Source organism: Inquilinus ginsengisoli (genome assembly GCF_031453975.1).
Lineage (GTDB): Bacteria > Pseudomonadota > Alphaproteobacteria > DSM-16000 > Inquilinaceae > Inquilinus > Inquilinus ginsengisoli_A.
In genome coordinates, this window is sequence record NZ_JAVDPW010000003.1 from 357,300 (window position 1) to 373,532 (window position 16,233).

The window sequence follows — 16,233 nt, forward strand, 5'->3', positions numbered from 1 at the left end:
TCACCCCGCGGCGGCGGGCTGCACCGTCAGCAGGTTGGCGTCGCGGGCCAGAAGCCAGCGCCCGTCCGGCTGCTTGTGCAGGATGGTCAGGGTCCAGCCCGCGCGCCGCACCTTCTGGCCGACCGGCGGGATCATGGTGATATCGAGATGGCTGCGCAGCCAGGCCCAGTCGCCCAGCACCTGCAGCTCGCGGATCTCGCCGCGGCCGTCGATGTGGAACTCCGACTGGCCGGCGGAGGCTGCGGCGAACGCCTCCTTGCCGAAAGGCTCGTGGCCGGGGACCATGAAGACGGCGTCGTCCGACATCAGGCTCAGGACCGTCGCCGTGTCGCCGGCCTTGCTGGCCTCCATCCAGGTCTCGACCAGGTCGCGGATCGCGCGCTCGTCATCCGTCATCGCGGGCCTCTCCGGTTTGCGGGACGAAAGCAATCTAGCCGGATGCGGCCGCGCGACCAGCCCCCGGATCAGACCCGCCAGGCCCGGAACTCGGCCAGCAGGCGCCAGCCGTGCTCGCCATCGGGCGAGCGCTCGGCGCGCCAGACGAAGCTGTCCGGGGTGATCTCGCGAAAGCTCCAGCGGATCGCGGCGCCGCTGTCGTCGCGGCCGAGCTGGACGATGTCGCGCCCCTCGGCCCGGCCGATCTGCCTGACGTAGAGCTGCTTCAGCGGGTCGTGCCACAGGATGTGCCAGGCGTCGAGGCCGGGGTCGTAGATCCTGAGCGTGGTGCCGAAGAAGGCGCCGGGCAGGATCCAGACATCCTGGATGGCGCGGCCCTGCAGCGCCCAGCCGAAATGGATCTCGCCATGGCCCGGCGTCGCCTTGCCGTCCTCGGCGAACAGGCGGGTGTCCATCTCCCAGTCGCCGATCAGCCAGCCATAGAGCGCCATCTTGTCGGTGCGGTCCGGCGCCGGACCGTCGGCGAGCAGGGCGGCGGTCAGGGACGGGAAGGCGGGCATGGCGGGGACTCCGGTGGCATCGGGGAGTCCTGGATTAGGCCGTGCCGGGCGGCCGCCGCTTGGAGAAAATTGCGGTTCCGGGCCTGCCCCAATGCCGGGGATATCCGTGATCGCCTTCGGTTAAGAAGACATCGACCATAAATCGATAGACGATAATATTGATTTTATTTTTATTTATGAGAAATGGGAATTACGAACAATTAAGTTTGCATGTTGCAATTCATGACTGCAGATGATCGGGTATGATCAATGGCGTCGACGTGGGCTTTGCCATGCAGGACATGCTGCTCGATCTCGCGATCCCCAGCCGGCTGGAGGCGATAGGCACCGTCCAGGCCCGGCTGGATGCGGCGCTGCGGCGGCTCGGCCTCGACGACGACGCCCGCCACCGGGTCGGCCTCGCGACGCATGAGGCGGTGGTCAACGCCATCGTCCACGGCAATCGCCGGAATCCTGGCCGGCCGGTCGAGGTCCAGCTCGGGTGCGACGGCGAAGACCTCGTCATCCGCGTCGCGGACCGGGGGGCCGGCTTCGACCCGGCCGGTGTCGCCGATCCGCTGCTGCCGGAAAACCTGGCTCGGCCGGGTGGCCGCGGCCTCCTGCTCATGCGGGCCTTGATGGACGAGGTCGGCCATGGGCCCGGCGCGACGGGAGGCACCGTCGCCACCCTGCGCCGGCGCCTGGGTGGGGACCCGCCCCGCCCCGGCTCGGATCACTGAAACCAGAGGAAAGGGAAGATCATGGCGAACATCACCACCCGCGTCCGGGACGGGGTCACCATCGTGGACGTCGTCGGCGGGCTCGGCATCGGCGAGGACGATTCGGGCCTGCGCCAGGCGCTTGACGGCGGCGCCACCAGGATCGTGCTGAACCTCGGCGGGGTCGACTTCCTCAACTCATCCGGAATCAACGTGCTGGCCAGCAGCCGCACCGCGGTGTCCGCCCGCGGCGGGACGCTGAAGCTGGTCTCGCTCCAGCCCAAGGTCCAGGAGGTCCTGGCGATCGCCCGGCTCGGCACCGTGTTCGAGGTTTTCGACAGCGAGGACGAGGCGGTCAAATCCTTTGCCTGATCGGGACTTTTAGGCTCTCAACATCGTCATTGCGAGCGCAGCGAAGCAATCCATCGGGCCGCTCGTGCGGGTCCATGGATTGCTTCGTCGGCTTCGCCTCCTCGCAATGACGATTTGGGGGGAGCGAGGGAGGCGACTACTTCAGGCTGAACGCCCGCGGCGATTCCTGGGGCGGGGTCGGGCGGTGCAGCAGGGCCGGGTCGATCCGGGCGCCGTATTCCAGCGCGCCGTCGGCCAGGGCGCCGAGGGTGAACTCGGCATAGGACACTGGCAGCAGCAGGTCGAAGGCGTCGGCCCCGGCGCGCTGCAGATGCACCCGCACATGCTCCAGCCTGGCGGTGGCGAAGTCGCCCTCGGCCAGCATGTCCGGGTGCAGGTCGACCGCCGCCAGCTTGGCCAGCAGGTCGCGCGACCGCTTCCCGTCCAGCCGCAGCCCGACATAGCCGCCGGTGCAGGGCACCGCGGCGACCTCCGCCGGCAGCTCCGGCAGAGCGGCGCCGGCCTCGGCGATCAGCAGCCGGCGCCAGGGGGCGACCGGCCACAGCCGCAGCCTGCCCGCCGTCAGCGTCGCGCCGGCCCCGGCGATAAAGGCGCCGAACACGCCGCGCTCCCAGGCCGCCAAGGCGGCGGCGGAGTCCTCGCTCCAGGCGGCGAGCTGCAGGATCGCGGCGGGGCGCCAGGGCCGGAAGGTCAGCCCGTCGGCGTCCAGGGTTGACAGCATCTCGATCGGGTTCAGATCAGTCACGGACGCGCTCCCCCTTCGGGTCGTACATGCAGGGTTCGACCACCCGCACCTGGATGTGGCTGCCGCGCAGCGGGTCGGTGGCGAAGATGGTGCCGCCCGTCCGTTCCTTGGCGCGGGCCAGGAAGCCCAGGCCGATCGGCAGCCCGGTCACCGGGCTGGTGCAGCTGGAGGTGACATGGCCCTGGGTCGGCTCGAGGGCGCGGTACATGCCGCCCTCGACCAGATGGGCGCCGGCGACCAGCGGCGCGCCGCCCTCCGACACCAGCCCGACCAGCCGCGGCCGGTCCGGGTCGGCCAGCCCCTCGCGCTGCGCCATCGGCTTGCCGATGTAGGGGCCCTCGCGCTTGGCGAAGCGCTCATGCGCCAGGTCGGCCAGGGTGACCTGGCCGTTGATCTCGGCGCCGGTCAGGAAGCCCTTCTCGATCCGCAGCAGCTCCAGCGCCTCCAGCCCGAAGCGCTGCAGCCCGATCGGCTCGCCGGCCGCCATCAGCCGGTGCCACAGGGCATGGGCATGCTGGGCCTCGACATGCAGCTCATAGCCCAGCTCGCCGGTGAAGCTGACGCGCAGGATGCGGATCGGCAGGCCGTCGACCACCACGTCCCGCGCGGCCATGAAGGGCAAGGCCTCGTTCGAGACGTCGGCGGCGTCGCCGACCAGCCGGGCCAGCACGTCCCGCGCCTGCGGCCCGGTCAGCGCCAGGGCGGCGCGGGCCTCGGTCAGCTCGGTCACCGCCACCCGCAGCTCCGGCCAGTCGACCTCGGTCAGCCGCTCCATCATCCGCACCACGTCATGCGCCTTGGCGCTGGTGGTGGTGACGTAGAAACGGTCCTCGGCCAGCCGCGTCACGGTGCCGTCGTCCAGCACGATGCCGTCGTCGCGCAGCATGATGCCATAGCGCGAGCGGCCGACCGGCAGGGTCTCGATCCGGTTGACGTAGAGCCGCTCCAGGAAGGCCGCGGCGTCGGGGCCGTTGACATCCACCTTGCCCAGGGTCGAGACGTCGAACACCCCGACATGGGACCGGACATACCGGGCCTCGCGCAGCGACGCCTCGCCCAGGCTTTCGCCCGGCCGGGGGTAGTAGTGCGGCCGCAGCCAGCCGCCGGAGCGGATGAAGACGGCGCCGTCGGCGCGCTGGATCTCGTGGAAGGGCGGGCGCCGGGTGGGGTAGGCGTGCCAGCCGACCGACCGGCCGGCGATGGCGCCGAACGCCACCGGCGTGTAGGGCGGGCGGAAGGTCGGCGCCGCCAGGTCGCCGGCGCGCAGGTGCCGCGCCTCGGCCAGGACGCCGAGGGCAGGGCCGTTCGAGGTCTTGCCCTGGTCGGTCGCCATGCCCTGGGTGGTGTAGCGCTTCATGTGCTCGGGCGAGGTGTAGCCCTCGCGCGCCGCCAGCCGGATGTCGGCGGCGGTGACGTCGTTCTGGAAGTCGACGAAGGCCTTGCCCGTGACCTGCGGGTCGGTGACCGCCGGTCCCGTGGCCGGGCTGGGGGCGGGGCGGGCCCATCGAGTCCCCCCTCCCCCTGCGGGAGGGGGGTAGGGGGAGGGGGTTGTCGAAGCGGGGCTCGGTCCGGCCGATCCTCTATCGGCGGCACCAACCCCCTCCCCCTCGCCCCCTCCCGCGAGGGGAGGGGGGACTCTTTTAGGAATGGCGCCAGCGCTCTTCGCAACCCTCGCCGCCAGCCGTCCGATCGCCAGACCATCGGCAATCGCCACTTCGGTGCCGGCGCGGCCGGCGCAGGCGCCGGCGGCCAGCAGCGGGCCGTCCAGCTCGGGCATCACGAAGCTGCCCAGGGTGCCGTCGAAGTGCGGGCGGATGCCGCGCTGGCTCAGCAGATGCGCGGTCGGCATCCAGCCGGCGGAGATGGCGATGGCGTCGCAATCGACCGCGACATCCTTGCCCTCGCCGTCCAGCCGGCCGATGCGGGCGCCGTCGACGCCGAGCTTGCCGCGGGCCGCGCGCACCGTCGACCCGGCATGGACCGGGATGCCGGCGGCGTGCAGCTGCTCGGCCAGCGGTCCGGCCGGGTCGGGGCGGGCATCGACCAGCCCGGCGACGTCGACGCCGTGGCGCTTCAGGTCCAGCGCGGTGCGCGCCGCGCCGTCGTCGATGCCGGCCACCAGCACCCGCTTGCCGGGCGCCACGGCGTAGCGGTTGGCGTAGCGGCGCACCGCATTGGCCAGCATCACCCCGGGCCGGTCGTTGTTGGGGAACACCAGCGGCTGTTCGATCGCACCGGCTGCGACCACCACCGCCGCGGCGCGGATGGTCCAGAAGCGCTGGCGCGGCAGATGCGGCGGCGGCTCGGCCAGGTGGTCGGCGACGCGCTCGACCAGCCCGACCGTGCCGTGGTCGTAGATCCCGAAGGCGGTGCCGCGCGGCACCAGGGTGACGCGGTCGCCGAAGCCCTGCAGCGCCGCGACCCGGCCGGCCACCCAGTCGGCCGCGGCCTGGCCCTCGACCGGCTCGCTCTCACCCAGCAGGGCGCCGCCCAGGCGGTCGTTCTCGTCGCACAGGATGATTCGGGCGCCGGAATCGGCCGCGGCCAGGGCCGCGCTCAGGCCCGCCGGGCCGCCGCCGACCACCAGCACGTCGCAGAAGGCGTGGCGGCGTTCGTAGCGGTCGGGGTCGGTCTCCTTGGGGGCGGTGCCCAGCCCGGCGGCGCGGCGGATGATGCGCTCATAGACCGGCTCCCAGAACGAGGCCGGCCACATGAAGGTCTTGTAGTAGAAGCCGGCCGGGAACACCGGGGACAGCAGGCTGTTGACCACGCCCAGCGCATCGAAGGCCAGAGACGGCCAGCGGTTCTGGCTGTTGGCCGCCAAGCCGTCATACAGCTCGACCATGGTGGCGCGGGTGTTGGGCTCATGCCGGCCGCCGCTGCGCAGCTCGACCAGCGCGTTCGGCTCCTCCGACCCGGCGGAGAGGATTCCGCGCGGCCGGTGATATTTGAACGATCGACCGGTCAATCGGACGCCGTTGGCCAGCAGGGCCGAGGCCAGGGTGTCGCCGGGATGGCCGTCATAGCGGCGGCCGTCGAAGCTGAAGCCGAGGCGCTGCGACCGGTCGATCAGCCCGCCCTGGGCCAGGCGATAGGACGTCATCGGCCGGCCCCCTTGGCGGGAGCCCGCAGCGGCTCGACCGCCGTGATCTCATGGGTCAGCGTGTCGCGCGTGACCAGCAGCCAGGACCGGCAGCCATAGTTGTGCTGCCAGTACTCGCGGTGCGAGCCGCGCGGGTTGTCGTGGCGGTAGACATGGTCGAACCAGGGCGCGGCCGCTGTCTCGTCATGCGGCGGGCGGGGCGTCTCGGCGTCGCCGCCATAGTGGAATTCGGACAGGTCGCGCGGGCCGCACCAGGGGCAGGGGATTCGCATGGGTCTGCTCCTCAGTGCCGGTTCGCGACCGGGCCGACGCCGTTCTCGTCGATGATCCGGCCGCGTTCGAACCGGTCCAGGGCGAAGGCGCGGTTCAGCTCATGCGGGGCATCGTTGGCGATGGTGTGGGCGCAGACCCAGCCGGAGCCGGGGATGGCTTTGAAGCCGCCGTAGCACCAGCCCATGTTCAGGAACAGCCCGTCGATCGGCGCCAGGCCGATGATCGGGCTGCCGTCCATCGACATGTCCATCACCCCGGCCCAGTGGCGCAGGATGCGGGTGCGCGACAGGTTCGGCATCAGCGCGATGGCGGCGGTGGCGATGTCCTCCACCACCGGCAGGTTGCCGCGCTGGGCGTAGGAGTTGTAGCCGTCGAGGTCGCCGCCGAACACCAGCCCGCCCTTGTCGGACTGGCTGATGTAGAAATGGCCGGTGCCGCCCCAGGACAGGACCTGGTTGACCACCGGCTTCAGCCCCTCGCTGACGAAGGCCTGCAGCAGGTGGCTCTCGATCGGCAGCTTCAGCCCCAGCTTGCCGGCCAGGATCGAGGCGGAGCCGGCAGTGGCGAGGCAGACCCGGCCGGCGGAAATCGGGCCCTTGGCCGTCATTACCCCGGTGACGCGCTCGCCCTCGCGCAGAAAATCGACGACCTCGCAATCCTCGATGATGTCGACGCCCAGGTCGCTGGCGGCGCGGGCGAAGCCCCAGGCCACGGCGTCGTGCCGGGCGGTGCCGCCGCGGCGCTGGATCAGCGCGCCGTACAGCGGGAACAGCGCCCCGTCGGAATAGTCCAGGTTCGGCGCGATCCGGCGCAGATCGTCCGGCTCCAGCCAATCGGCGTCGATCCCGGCCAGCCGCATGCCGTTGCCGCGGCGGCGCAGCGCCATGGCGCCGCCCAGCGAGGTCGCCAGGAACATCGAGCCGCGCGCCGAGAACATGACGTTGTAGTTCAGGTCCTCGCTCAGCTCATGCCACAGCTTCAGCGACCATTCGTAGAAATGCTGGTTGTCCGGCAGCAGGTAGTTCGAACGCACCACCGTGGTGTTGCGGCCGACATTGCCGCCGCCGATCCAGCCGCGCTCGACCAGCGCCACATTGGTGATGCCGTGGTTGCGGGCGAGGTAGTAGGCGGTGGCCAGGCCGTGCCCGCCGCCGCCGACGATGACCACGTCGTAGCTCTTCTTCGGCGTCGCCTTGCGCCATGCCGGCTCCCAGCCGCGATGGCCGCCCAGCGCCTTCTGTGCCAGCGACAGGAAGGAATAACGCTGCATCCGTTGCGCCCCGCATCCGCCGGTTGTCCGGCGCGCCTCACCTTGGCGGTACAGTACACCACTGTATCTTAGGGGGAAGAGGGATGTTGGGCGGGCCGCGCTTCAGCCCCGTCCGGACCGCCTGTCCGGCAGGCGTCTTTGGCGGTTTCGGGTGACCGGGCGGATGCCTTGCTACGGTCTGCCGCATTGACCGGTGGTCGCCATCAAGATTCTGCGACGGAGTTTCGAGTATCATCCGTGTATTGCTGCGGAAGGGGCGTAGGATACAGCATGTCATCCAACCGCCCTGTGGGCAAGTCCGGGTTCTGACGACAAAAGGACACGGATTTGCCTCAATTGATACTTGGCAGAGCCGATCGGCCAACTTCGATCGGCAGGAGATGGACATGATCACCGGTACGTTGAGGTTTCGCCCCTGGCGTGTTGGTATTGTTGGTGTTTTGGCTCTGTTGGCCGCCTGCGGTCCGACCCCGTCGGAAACGCAGCTGAACTACGCGTCACAGCAATGCTCCTACGGCGACGGCAATGCCTGCAACGCGCTCGGCCAGCTGTCCTACCAGGCCCAGGCGGAGCGCCAGCAGCAGGACACCAACACGGCGCTCGCCGTCGGCGTCCTGGCGCTGGGCGGCCTCGCCGTGGGCGCGGCCCTGGCCGATGACAACGATCACGGCTACTACCGCCGCCGCAACGATGGCTGGGGCCATCGCGGCTACGGCCGTGGGCGCGGTCGCTGGTAAGCCCGGACTGACCCAGCCTCAGAAGTGCCCATTGTCGTAGATGCACTTAGGGGCGGCGCGCCGCCACCAGTGCATCGACGGCGACGGCGCCGCGGGGCAGGACCAGGATCGGGTTGACGTCGATCGTCTCGATCAGGTCGCCCAGCGCGGCGGCGAGGGCGGAGAACCGCGCCGTCGTCTGGGCCATGGCGTCGATATCCGCCGGCGGGGCGCCGCGGGCGCCGTCCAGCAGCGGCCGCAGCCGCAGCCGGTCGATCAGCCGCCGCGCCTCGGCGGCGTCGAAGGGCGGCAGGGCGAAGACGGCGTCCTTGAGGATCTCGGCGTGGATGCCGCCGAAGCCGATCAACACCACCGGCCCGAAATCCGGGTCGCGATGCAGCCCCAGCATCATCTCGACACCCCGGCCCTGCGCCATGCGCGCCACCAGCACGCGCGGGCCCAGCCGGGCGGCGAGATCGCGATGGGCGGCACGAATGGCGGCCGGGTCGGCGAGGCCGAGCCGCACCCCGTCGACATCGGATTTATGGGCGACGCCGACCGTCTTCAGCGCCACCGGAAAGCCGATCCGCATCGCCGCCTCGACCGCCTCGGATTCGTCCTTGGCGGCGGCGCAGGGCGTGACCGTCAGCCCGAAATCGGCCAGCAGGCGCAGCGCCTCGGCCTCGCCGATGGCATGCCCGTCGGCCAGCCGCCGGCGCCAGGTCTCGACCATCGCGGCCGGGGCGGCGGGCGGGCGCATCGCCGGCCGGGCCGCCGCGTCGCGCCGGTCGAAGGCCAGGCGGCAGGCGCGTAGGAAGGCCGGCACCCCGTCCAGCACCGGCACCCCGGCGCGGGTGGAGGCCACGGCCGCCGGGTCGGCGCCGCTGCCCTGATGGTTCGACACGATGACCACCGGCTTGCCGCTGGCCGCCCGCGCCCGATGCGCGATCTCGAGATACAGCGGCGTCACCTGGCCGCCCGCGGCGCGGTCCAGCGCCAGCGCGCCCAGCGCGGTGTCCGGGTCGGCCATCAGCGCCTGGAAACAGGCCTCGAAATCGGCGGGATAGTTGCGGCCGGTGCCCCAATGGTCGAGCGGATTGACCGGCGGCAGGCCGGGATCCAGCGCCGCCTCCAGCCTGGCCACGGTCTCCGGCGCCAGCGCGGCGAAGGGCACGCCGGCTGCGGCCGCCAGGTCGACCATCAGCCCGCGCTCGCCGCCGCTGTCATGGGTGCTGGCCAGGCCGCCGGGGCCGATGCCGTTGGCGACCGGCAGCACCATCATCGCCATCGCCAGCTCGTCGATCGACCGGACCTGGCCGACGCCGTGGCGCTCGAACAGTGCGTCATAGGCGGCGTGGTCGCCGGCGATGGCGCCGGAATGGCTCAGCGCCAGGCCGGCGCTCGCTTTGGTCCGCCCGACCTTCAGCGCCACCACCGGCACGTTGCGCGCCTGGGCTTTGGCCAGCGCCGCGATGAAGCCGGCGGGGTCGCGCGCGGATTCCAGGAACAGCCCGACCACCCGGGTCTCCGGCTGGTCCAGGGCGAAGTCGAGATAATCGGCCAGGGTGGTCGTCAGCTCCTGGCCGGAGGAGACGGCGAGGGCGTAGTCGATCCGCGCCTCGGCATCGACCAGCGCGGTGAACAGCGACCCGGAATGGGTCAGCAGCACCGCGCCGCCGGGGACATGGTCCGGCCGGGTGGCGAAGCCGCACAGCCGCACCCGGTCGGTGAAGTTGTAGAAGCCCATGCCGTTGCCGCCGCAGAGCTTTACCCCGGCCTCCGCCGCCATGGCCCGGATGCGCTCGCGCAAGACGGGGTCGGCCAGCGGCGCGACGATGGTGGCGGCCTTCACCCCCTGCCGCAGCGCTTCCTCGAATCCGGCCGCGATCTGCTCGTCGCCGATGCAGAAGGCGGCGTGTTCCACCGGCTCCGGCAGGTCGTCGAGCGTCGGCAGGCAGGGCAGGCCCTGCAGCGTGCCGCCCTTCGGGTTGACCGGATGCACCGGGCCGGGGAAACCGCCCTCGACCAGCTGCCGCAGCATGACATTTCCGACCGAACCGGGCCGGGCGCTGGCGCCGACCACCGCGATCGATCGGGGGCGCAGCAGCGGGTCCAGCCGGTGCGCCATGGCCTCAGAACTCCGCGGGCGGTGTCGCCCGTCGCCGCGGCGGGTCGTAGAAGGGCCGGTCGACCACCCGGGCCCGCACCATCATCTTGTGATAGGCCAGCTCGCGCAGGGCATAGATCTCGACCCACAGGTCGTCCTTGACCGTGTCGCCATAGGGCCGGCGCAGCGAGGCCAGGGCGATGTTGCGCTTGGCCGAGGGCGACCACGCGGCGGCGGTGATCTGTCCGGCCTCGGCCTTGCCCTTGTGGTAGACGATGGCGTGGTCGGCCGGGACGTTGCCGTCGATGTCCAACCCGACCAGGCACCAGCATGCCGACCGGTCGCGGCGTTGTGCCTGGATCGCCCGCTTGCCGGTCCAGTAGGCAGGTTTCTTCTCGTCGATCAGCCAGCCCAGCCCGATCTCGTCGGGCGTGCGGCGGCGGTCGACCCGGATGGCGGTCTCGGCGGTGACGAAATCGCCATTGGCGACGATGAAGCCGGCCTCCAGCCGAGCCAAGTCCAGCGCCTCGTAGCCGATGGCCTGCAGCCCGTGCCACGCCCCGGCCTCCCACAGCCGGTCCCACAGCGGCAGGGCGGCCTCGGGCGCGGTGAACAGCTCATAGCCGAGATCGCCGGTGAAGCCGGTGCGGGACACCGTGACCTTGCCGTGCTTGAACCAGACATCGCGGATCTGAAACGGCTTCAGCGTCTCGATGCCGTCGAAGCCGGCGCGGGTCAGCAGGGCCCGGCTGGTCGGCCCCTGCAGCGCCAGCGCGGCGACCTCCGCGGTCTCCTCCGCCACCTCGACATCGAAGCCGATGGCGGAATCCAGCAGCCAGTTCAGGTGCCGCTCCTGACAGCACAGCCGGAACTCGGCGGTGCCCAGCCGGAACAGGGTGCCGTCGTCCAGCACATGGCCGTCATCGTCGCACCAGGCGGTGTACTGCACCCGGCCGGGGGCGAGACGGGACACGTCGCGCACTGTCAGCCGGTCGAGGAAGGCCTCGGCCTCCGGTCCGGCGATGCGGTACTTCACCATCGGCGTCAGGTCGAACAGCGATGCCGCGTTGCGGATGGCGAAGTATTCCTGCTCGGCGTCGCGGATGGTGTGGGCGGAGACATAGCCGCCCCAGTTGCTCCAGTCCTCGGCCTGCATCAGCGCGGCGATGCGCGGATGGAACGGCGTCTGCAGCAGCGGCTTGCGGAAATGATCCCGGGGCAGGGGGCTGCGCATGTCAGGAGCCTCCTGCCAGGATCCGGCGTGCCGCGTTCAGGCCGGCGGCGCCCATGATGCCGCCGCCGGGGTGGCTGCCGGCGCCGCACAGGAACAGGCCGGGCACCGGCGTCGCGTATTGGCCGGCGCCATGCACCGGGCGCAGCATCAGCAATTGGTCGATCGCCAGCTCGCCATGGTGCCAATGGCCGCCGGGCATGCGGTAGAGCGCCTCCAGATCGGCCGGAGTCAGCAGCTCCGCCGCCAGCACCCGCGCCGACAGGCCGGGCCAGTGCCGCTCCAGCACGGCCAGGATGCGGTCGCGGAAGGCCGGGCCGCCGGTGTCCCAGCCGGCGCGCAGCTCCGCCGGGGCGTATTGCGCCACGATCGACATCACGTGCCGGCCCGGCGGGGCGCAGTCGGGGTCGGTCAGCGACGGGATCACGATCTCCAGCACCGGCTCGGGCGAGGCCTCGCCGTATTTCGCCGGGTTGAAGGCGGCTTCGACCGCATCGACGCCGGGCGCGACCACCAGCCGGCCGGCCAGCAAGGCCGGATCCAGCCCCGACAGTTCCGGCAGCCCGTCCAGCGCCAGGTGTAGCTTGGCGGCGTTGCCGCGCATGCGGATGTGACTGACGCGCCTGACGAAGCCGGTGTCGAGCGCGCGGGGGCCGAGCAGGTCGAGGAAGGTGGTGCGCGGATTGGCGCCGGACACGACGATGGACGCCAGGATCTCCGACCCGTCGGCCAGGGCCACGCCGACCGCCCGGTCGCCCTCGACCAGGATGCGCGCGACCGCGGCGTTGACGCGGATGTCGACCCCCGCAGCACGGGCGGCGGCGGCGATGGCGGCGGCCACCGCGCCCATGCCGCCCTTCGGCAGGGCCAGCGCCGCCGGCACGCCGTCCGCCTCGCCGGCCAGGCGGTGGAACAGGGACATCAGCGAGGTCGGGGACCGCGGGCCGAGATGGGTGCCCAGCACCGCGTCGAAGGCGACGGCGCCCATCAGCCGCGGGTCCGACAACTCCTCCTCCAGCACATCGGCGACATCCATCAGCACCATGCGCAGGAATTCGCGCATCTCGTCGCGGCCCAACCGGCGGATCGCCCAGCCGAGCTTGCCGAGGGTCAGCGCATCGCCGCGTCCTCCCCCGCGCAGCCGGGGCGGCGTCCGGGTCAGGAACGGGCGCAGCGTGCCGGCGAAGCGCAGCAGCTTGCCCCGCAGAGCCGCCCAGGCCGCCGCCTCGTCCGGCGCGATGTCGCCCGACAGCCGCTCGCCGAAGGCACCGTGCAGGGTGAGGTGCCGGCCATCGGCGGCCAGCGCCGTGGTCGGCAGGTTGGCTGCCGCGAGGGTCAGGCCGTGGCGCTTCAGCTCCAGCGCCTGGATCACCTCCGGGTGGAGATGGTTCAGCACATGGGCGACATGGGAGACGCGGAAGCCGGGGGCGAACTCCACCGTCCGGGCGGCGCCGCCGATCTCCCCGGCCGCCTCCAGCAGCACCACCTTGCGGCCCCTCTTCGCCAGAAGCGCGGCGCAGACCAGGCCGTTGTGGCCGCCGCCGATGACGAGGACGTCACAGGACGGCATAGGCGTCGCTCATGGTCACCGGCTTGCGCTTGAGGTCGCGCAGGATCTCGGACGCCGCGTTGCGGCCCGGCGCGCCCATCACCCCGCCGCCGGGGTGGGTGGAGGACCCGCACATATAGAGGCCGGCGACCGGCGACCGGTACTGGGCATAGCCGGGCACCGGCCGGTTGAACAGGATCTGGTCGAAGGTCAGCTCGCCCTGGAAGATGTTGCCCTCGGTCAGCCCGACCTCGGCCTCCAGCTCGCGCGGGGTGCGGATCTCGGCATGCAGGATCAGGTCGCGGAAGCCGGGCGAATACTCCGCGATCTGGTCGATCACGGTCTTGCCGAAGGCGTCGCGGTCGGCGTCGGTCCAATCGCGGCCCTCGACCTTGGGCGGGCAGTACTGGACGAAGCAGCTCATGAAATGCTGGCCCGGCGGCGCCATGGTCGGGTCGAGCGTGGTCGGGATCATCATGTCGAGGAACGGGTCGGCCGACCAGCGCCCGGCCTTCCAGTCGTCATAGCCGCGCTCCATCCGCTCGACGCTGTCGGTGAAGTGCATGTCGCCGCGGATGCAGGGCGACCCTTCGGGCATCGCCGGGAAGCGGGGCAGGGCGCCCAGCGCGATGTTCACCTTGCCGGAGGAGCCGCGGATCTTGAAGCTTTGCACCCGCTTGACGAAGGGCGCCGGCAGCTCGGTTTCCGGCACCAGGGTTAGGAAGGTGCGCTTGACGTCGAGGTTGGACACGACCTGCCGGGCGCGGATCTCCTCGCCGCCGGCCAGCACCACGCCGGCGGCCCGGCCGTTCTCGACCAGGATGCGCTCCACCGCCGCGCCGGTGCGGATCTCGCCCTTGGCCGCGCGCAGCGACCCGGCCATGGCCTGGGTGATGGCGCCCATGCCGCCGCGGGCGAAGCCCCAGGCCCCGCTGGCGCCGTCGACATCGCCCATGTAGTGGTGCAGCAGCACATAGGCCGATCCCGGCGAACACGGCCCCAAGGCCGTGCCGATGATGCCGGACAGGGCGAAGCTGGCCTTCACCACCGGGTTCTCGAAATACTCGTCCAAATATTCCGCGATGCTCATGGTCCAGAACCGGACCGTGTCGGCCATCTCGGTTTCGGTCAGGTCGTGGAACTTGCGGCCGAGATACAGCAGCTCCTGCAGGTCGCGCGGCCGCAGCGACGCCGGGTCCGGCGGCGTGCGCAGCAGCAGCGGGCGGATGAAGCGGCACTGCCGGACGACATCGGCGGAGTAGCGGTCATAGGCTTCGGCGTCGCGCAGCGAGAAGCGCTGGATCTCGCGCCGGTGGGCGTCGTGCTGGCGGTAGGTCGCCAGCGCGTCGCCGTCGCGGGTGAACACGGCGCCGCCCTCATAGGGGATGACCTGCAGCCCGTGCCGCGGCAGCTCCAGGTCGCGCATGATCTCCGGCCGCAGCAGGCTGCAGACATAGGAGCAGTTGGAATAGAGGATGCCCGGGTGCAGCGACCGGCTGACCGCGGCGCCGCCGACCCAGTCGTTCTTCTCGACCACCAGAACCTCCAGCCCGGCGCGGGCGAGGTAGCAGGCGGCGACCAGGCCATTGTGCCCGGCCCCGACGATAAGGGCGTCCCAGATCTTCATGGGATCGCTGCACAGTTGGCGGGGAAAGCAGAGCGCGTTGCCTCTCCCGCCTGGCGGGAGAGGTCGGACGTCTCTTGGGACGTCCGGGTGAGGGTCGGTCCCGGCCTCGACGAAACCCCCTCACCCGGAGCCGCTTCGCGTCTCCGACCTCTCCCGCAAGCGGGAGAGGCAACCCGAGACGTTCCGGTCGAAATTCCCCCCATGGGCTCTGTCTCCGCCCGATCTGCCGGTCAGTGTGCCACGGCTCGCTTGGCGTCGTCGCCGCCCGTCTCCAGGGTGCGGTCGACGGCGCGTTCGAAGCCGGCCAGGGTCTCGGCCAGGCAGCTGTCGTCATGCGCCTCGCAGATGAACCAGGGCTCGCGCGAATCCGGCTCGCACAACACGCCCTCCTCGTGCAGCTCGCGGGCCAGCGCGTCGTAGAAGCTGTAGTCGGACCGCTTCCAGTCGCGGTAGTCGCGCGGTGGCGTGGCGGCGAAGAACAGCCCGCCCATCGACGGGTGGCCGGCGAAGCAATGCACCACGCCGCGGGCGTCCAGGATGCGCTTGATCCCGGCCTGCAGCCGGCGGCCATAGGCGGCGATGGTCTCCAGCGCCGCGGTCTCGTCCAGGATCTCGAGCGTCTTCTCGGCCGCGGCCAGGGCCACGGAATGGGCGGTGTAGGTGCCGCCATGGGCCACACCGCGGCCGTAGCGGCGCATGATGTCCTCCCGCCCGCCGATGGCGGCGATCGGATAGCCGTTGGCCATCGCCTTGGCCACGGTGGTGATGTCGGCGGTCACGCCCATCAGCTCCTGGGTGCCGCCGCGGGCGACGCGGAAGCCGGACTTCACCTCGTCGATGATCAGCAGCACGCCGTAGCGGTCGCACAGCTCGCGCACCGCGCGGACATAGGCGATGTCGGCGGTGATGCCACAGCAATTGCCCATGATCGGCTCGATCAGCATCGCCGCGATCTCATGCGACTTGCGGCGCAGCAGGTCTTCCAGCCGGTTGGCGTCGTTCATCGGCGTCAGATGCACCAGCGGCCGCACCGCCTCCGGCACGCCCTGGGAATAGGGCATCACCGCCGGCTCGCGGTCGGTCCGGGACGGATCCCAGTCATCCAGCGCCACCAGCCACATCGCCGCGTCGAACAGCCCGTGATAGCTGCCCTCGACCAGCACGTAGGACTCCTTGCCGGTGTAGGCGCGGGCCAGGCGCAGCGCCGCCATCACCGCCTCGGTGCCGGAGTTGGAGAAGCGCACCAACTCGGCCGCCGGCATCATCTTGGCGATGCGCTCGGCCACCGTGAATTCGCGCTCGGTCGACAGGGCGAAGACGCCGCCGATGTCCATGCCCTGCCGCGCCGCCTCATCCACCCGCGGGTCGGCATAGCCCAGGATGGCGGGGCCGTAGCCGAGCCGGTAGTCGATATACGGGTTGTCGTCGAGGTCCCAGATCCGGCCACCCCGGCCGCGCTTGATGTAGATCGTCCGGTCGTCGCCCCAGTAGCGGAAATTCGAGGCGACGCCGAGGGGCAGGCGGGTCGACGCCCGACGGAATTGCGCATTGCTGCGCGCCAGGCTGCGGGTCATGGCAGCGGGTCC

Annotated in this window: 14 protein-coding genes; 3 read left to right on the plus strand and 11 right to left on the minus strand. The window is 71.2% G+C overall.

The genetic code is table 11. The annotated features are described in order from the left end of the window. Positions 1–396 carry a YybH family protein gene (locus E9232_RS09440; protein WP_309793675.1) on the minus strand — a complete coding sequence of 132 codons (396 nt, stop codon included), beginning with the start codon at positions 394–396 and terminating at the stop codon, positions 1–3. 68 nt (positions 397–464) lie between these two features. Beyond that, positions 465–956, minus strand: a complete 492-nt coding sequence (locus E9232_RS09445; protein ID WP_309793676.1) for a hypothetical protein — start codon at positions 954–956, stop codon at positions 465–467. A gap of 242 nt (positions 957–1,198) precedes the next feature. Here E9232_RS09445 and E9232_RS09450 point away from each other — a divergent pair, with 242 nt between their 5' ends. Beyond that, a complete protein-coding gene (locus E9232_RS09450) occupies positions 1,199–1,675 on the plus strand; it encodes an ATP-binding protein (protein ID WP_309793677.1) in 477 nt (158 codons plus the stop codon). A 21-nt stretch (positions 1,676–1,696) separates the two neighbouring features. Next, complete coding sequence (locus E9232_RS09455; protein WP_309793678.1) at positions 1,697–2,026, plus strand: STAS domain-containing protein; 330 nt, start codon at positions 1,697–1,699, stop codon at positions 2,024–2,026. A gap of 136 nt (positions 2,027–2,162) precedes the next feature. Here the strand turns inward: E9232_RS09455 and E9232_RS09460 are convergent, their stop codons facing one another. From E9232_RS09460 to E9232_RS09475, 4 genes are read right to left on the minus strand one after another with little or no spacing between them, the layout of a single operon-like run. Next, the gene (locus tag E9232_RS09460; RefSeq protein ID WP_309793679.1) at positions 2,163–2,771 is read right to left on the minus strand and encodes a sarcosine oxidase subunit gamma family protein; all 609 of its coding nucleotides are present in this window, start codon (positions 2,769–2,771) and stop codon (positions 2,163–2,165) included. Then, the gene (locus E9232_RS09465; RefSeq protein WP_309793680.1) at positions 2,764–5,874 is read right to left on the minus strand and encodes a 2Fe-2S iron-sulfur cluster-binding protein; all 3,111 of its coding nucleotides are present in this window, start codon (positions 5,872–5,874) and stop codon (positions 2,764–2,766) included. The genes E9232_RS09460 and E9232_RS09465 overlap by 8 nt, the downstream gene beginning before the upstream one ends. After that, entirely contained in the window at positions 5,871–6,146 is a 276-nt protein-coding gene (locus E9232_RS09470) for a sarcosine oxidase subunit delta (protein ID WP_309793681.1), read from the minus strand. Before E9232_RS09470 ends, E9232_RS09465 begins: the two co-directional genes overlap by 4 nt. Before the next feature lie 11 nt (positions 6,147–6,157). Next, on the minus strand, positions 6,158–7,417 hold the full coding sequence (locus E9232_RS09475; protein ID WP_309793682.1) for a sarcosine oxidase subunit beta family protein: 1,260 nt from the start codon (positions 7,415–7,417) through the stop codon (positions 6,158–6,160). A gap of 440 nt (positions 7,418–7,857) precedes the next feature. On the opposite strand from E9232_RS09475, the gene E9232_RS09480 reads away from it, so the two are divergent. Continuing rightward, a complete protein-coding gene (locus tag E9232_RS09480; RefSeq protein ID WP_309793683.1) occupies positions 7,858–8,154 on the plus strand; it encodes a hypothetical protein in 297 nt (98 codons plus the stop codon). Positions 8,155–8,200: 46 nt separating this feature from the next. Here the strand turns inward: E9232_RS09480 and E9232_RS09485 are convergent, their stop codons facing one another. The 5 genes from E9232_RS09485 to E9232_RS09505 all read right to left on the minus strand — a co-directional run bounded on the left by E9232_RS09485 (position 8,201) and on the right by E9232_RS09505 (position 16,221). Then, complete coding sequence (locus E9232_RS09485) at positions 8,201–10,261, minus strand: acetate--CoA ligase family protein (protein WP_309793684.1); 2,061 nt, start codon at positions 10,259–10,261, stop codon at positions 8,201–8,203. Between the two features lie 4 nt (positions 10,262–10,265). Then, on the minus strand, positions 10,266–11,474 hold the full coding sequence (locus tag E9232_RS09490; RefSeq protein ID WP_309793685.1) for an aminomethyl transferase family protein: 1,209 nt from the start codon (positions 11,472–11,474) through the stop codon (positions 10,266–10,268). Position 11,475: 1 nt separating this feature from the next. Next, complete coding sequence (locus tag E9232_RS09495; protein ID WP_309793686.1) at positions 11,476–13,041, minus strand: phytoene desaturase family protein; 1,566 nt, start codon at positions 13,039–13,041, stop codon at positions 11,476–11,478. Then, positions 13,028–14,647, minus strand: coding sequence for a phytoene desaturase family protein (locus E9232_RS09500; RefSeq protein ID WP_309793687.1), 1,620 nt, complete (start codon positions 14,645–14,647; stop codon positions 13,028–13,030). The genes E9232_RS09495 and E9232_RS09500 overlap by 14 nt, the downstream gene beginning before the upstream one ends. A 230-nt stretch (positions 14,648–14,877) precedes the next feature. Next, positions 14,878–16,221, minus strand: coding sequence for an aspartate aminotransferase family protein (locus tag E9232_RS09505; RefSeq protein WP_309793688.1), 1,344 nt, complete (start codon positions 16,219–16,221; stop codon positions 14,878–14,880). Between the last annotated feature and the right edge of the window lie 12 nt (positions 16,222–16,233).

Bases quoted from the DNA above. Each gene is read 5' to 3' on its own strand.
- E9232_RS09440 (WP_309793675.1), bottom strand. From the start codon at position 396: ATGACGGATGACGAGCGCGCGATCCGCGACCTGGTCGAGACCTGGATG.
- E9232_RS09445 (WP_309793676.1), bottom strand. From the start codon at position 956: ATGCCCGCCTTCCCGTCCCTGACCGCCGCCCTGCTCGCCGACGGTCCG.
- E9232_RS09450 (WP_309793677.1), top strand. From the start codon at position 1,199: ATGATCAATGGCGTCGACGTGGGCTTTGCCATGCAGGACATGCTGCTC.
- E9232_RS09455 (WP_309793678.1), top strand. From the start codon at position 1,697: ATGGCGAACATCACCACCCGCGTCCGGGACGGGGTCACCATCGTGGAC.
- E9232_RS09465 (WP_309793680.1), bottom strand. From the start codon at position 5,874: ATGACGTCCTATCGCCTGGCCCAGGGCGGGCTGATCGACCGGTCGCAG.
- E9232_RS09470 (WP_309793681.1), bottom strand. From the start codon at position 6,146: ATGCGAATCCCCTGCCCCTGGTGCGGCCCGCGCGACCTGTCCGAATTC.
- E9232_RS09475 (WP_309793682.1), bottom strand. From the start codon at position 7,417: ATGCAGCGTTATTCCTTCCTGTCGCTGGCACAGAAGGCGCTGGGCGGC.
- E9232_RS09485 (WP_309793684.1), bottom strand. From the start codon at position 10,261: ATGGCGCACCGGCTGGACCCGCTGCTGCGCCCCCGATCGATCGCGGTG.
- E9232_RS09490 (WP_309793685.1), bottom strand. From the start codon at position 11,474: ATGCGCAGCCCCCTGCCCCGGGATCATTTCCGCAAGCCGCTGCTGCAG.
- E9232_RS09495 (WP_309793686.1), bottom strand. From the start codon at position 13,041: ATGCCGTCCTGTGACGTCCTCGTCATCGGCGGCGGCCACAACGGCCTG.
- E9232_RS09500 (WP_309793687.1), bottom strand. From the start codon at position 14,647: ATGAAGATCTGGGACGCCCTTATCGTCGGGGCCGGGCACAATGGCCTG.
- E9232_RS09505 (WP_309793688.1), bottom strand. From the start codon at position 16,221: ATGACCCGCAGCCTGGCGCGCAGCAATGCGCAATTCCGTCGGGCGTCG.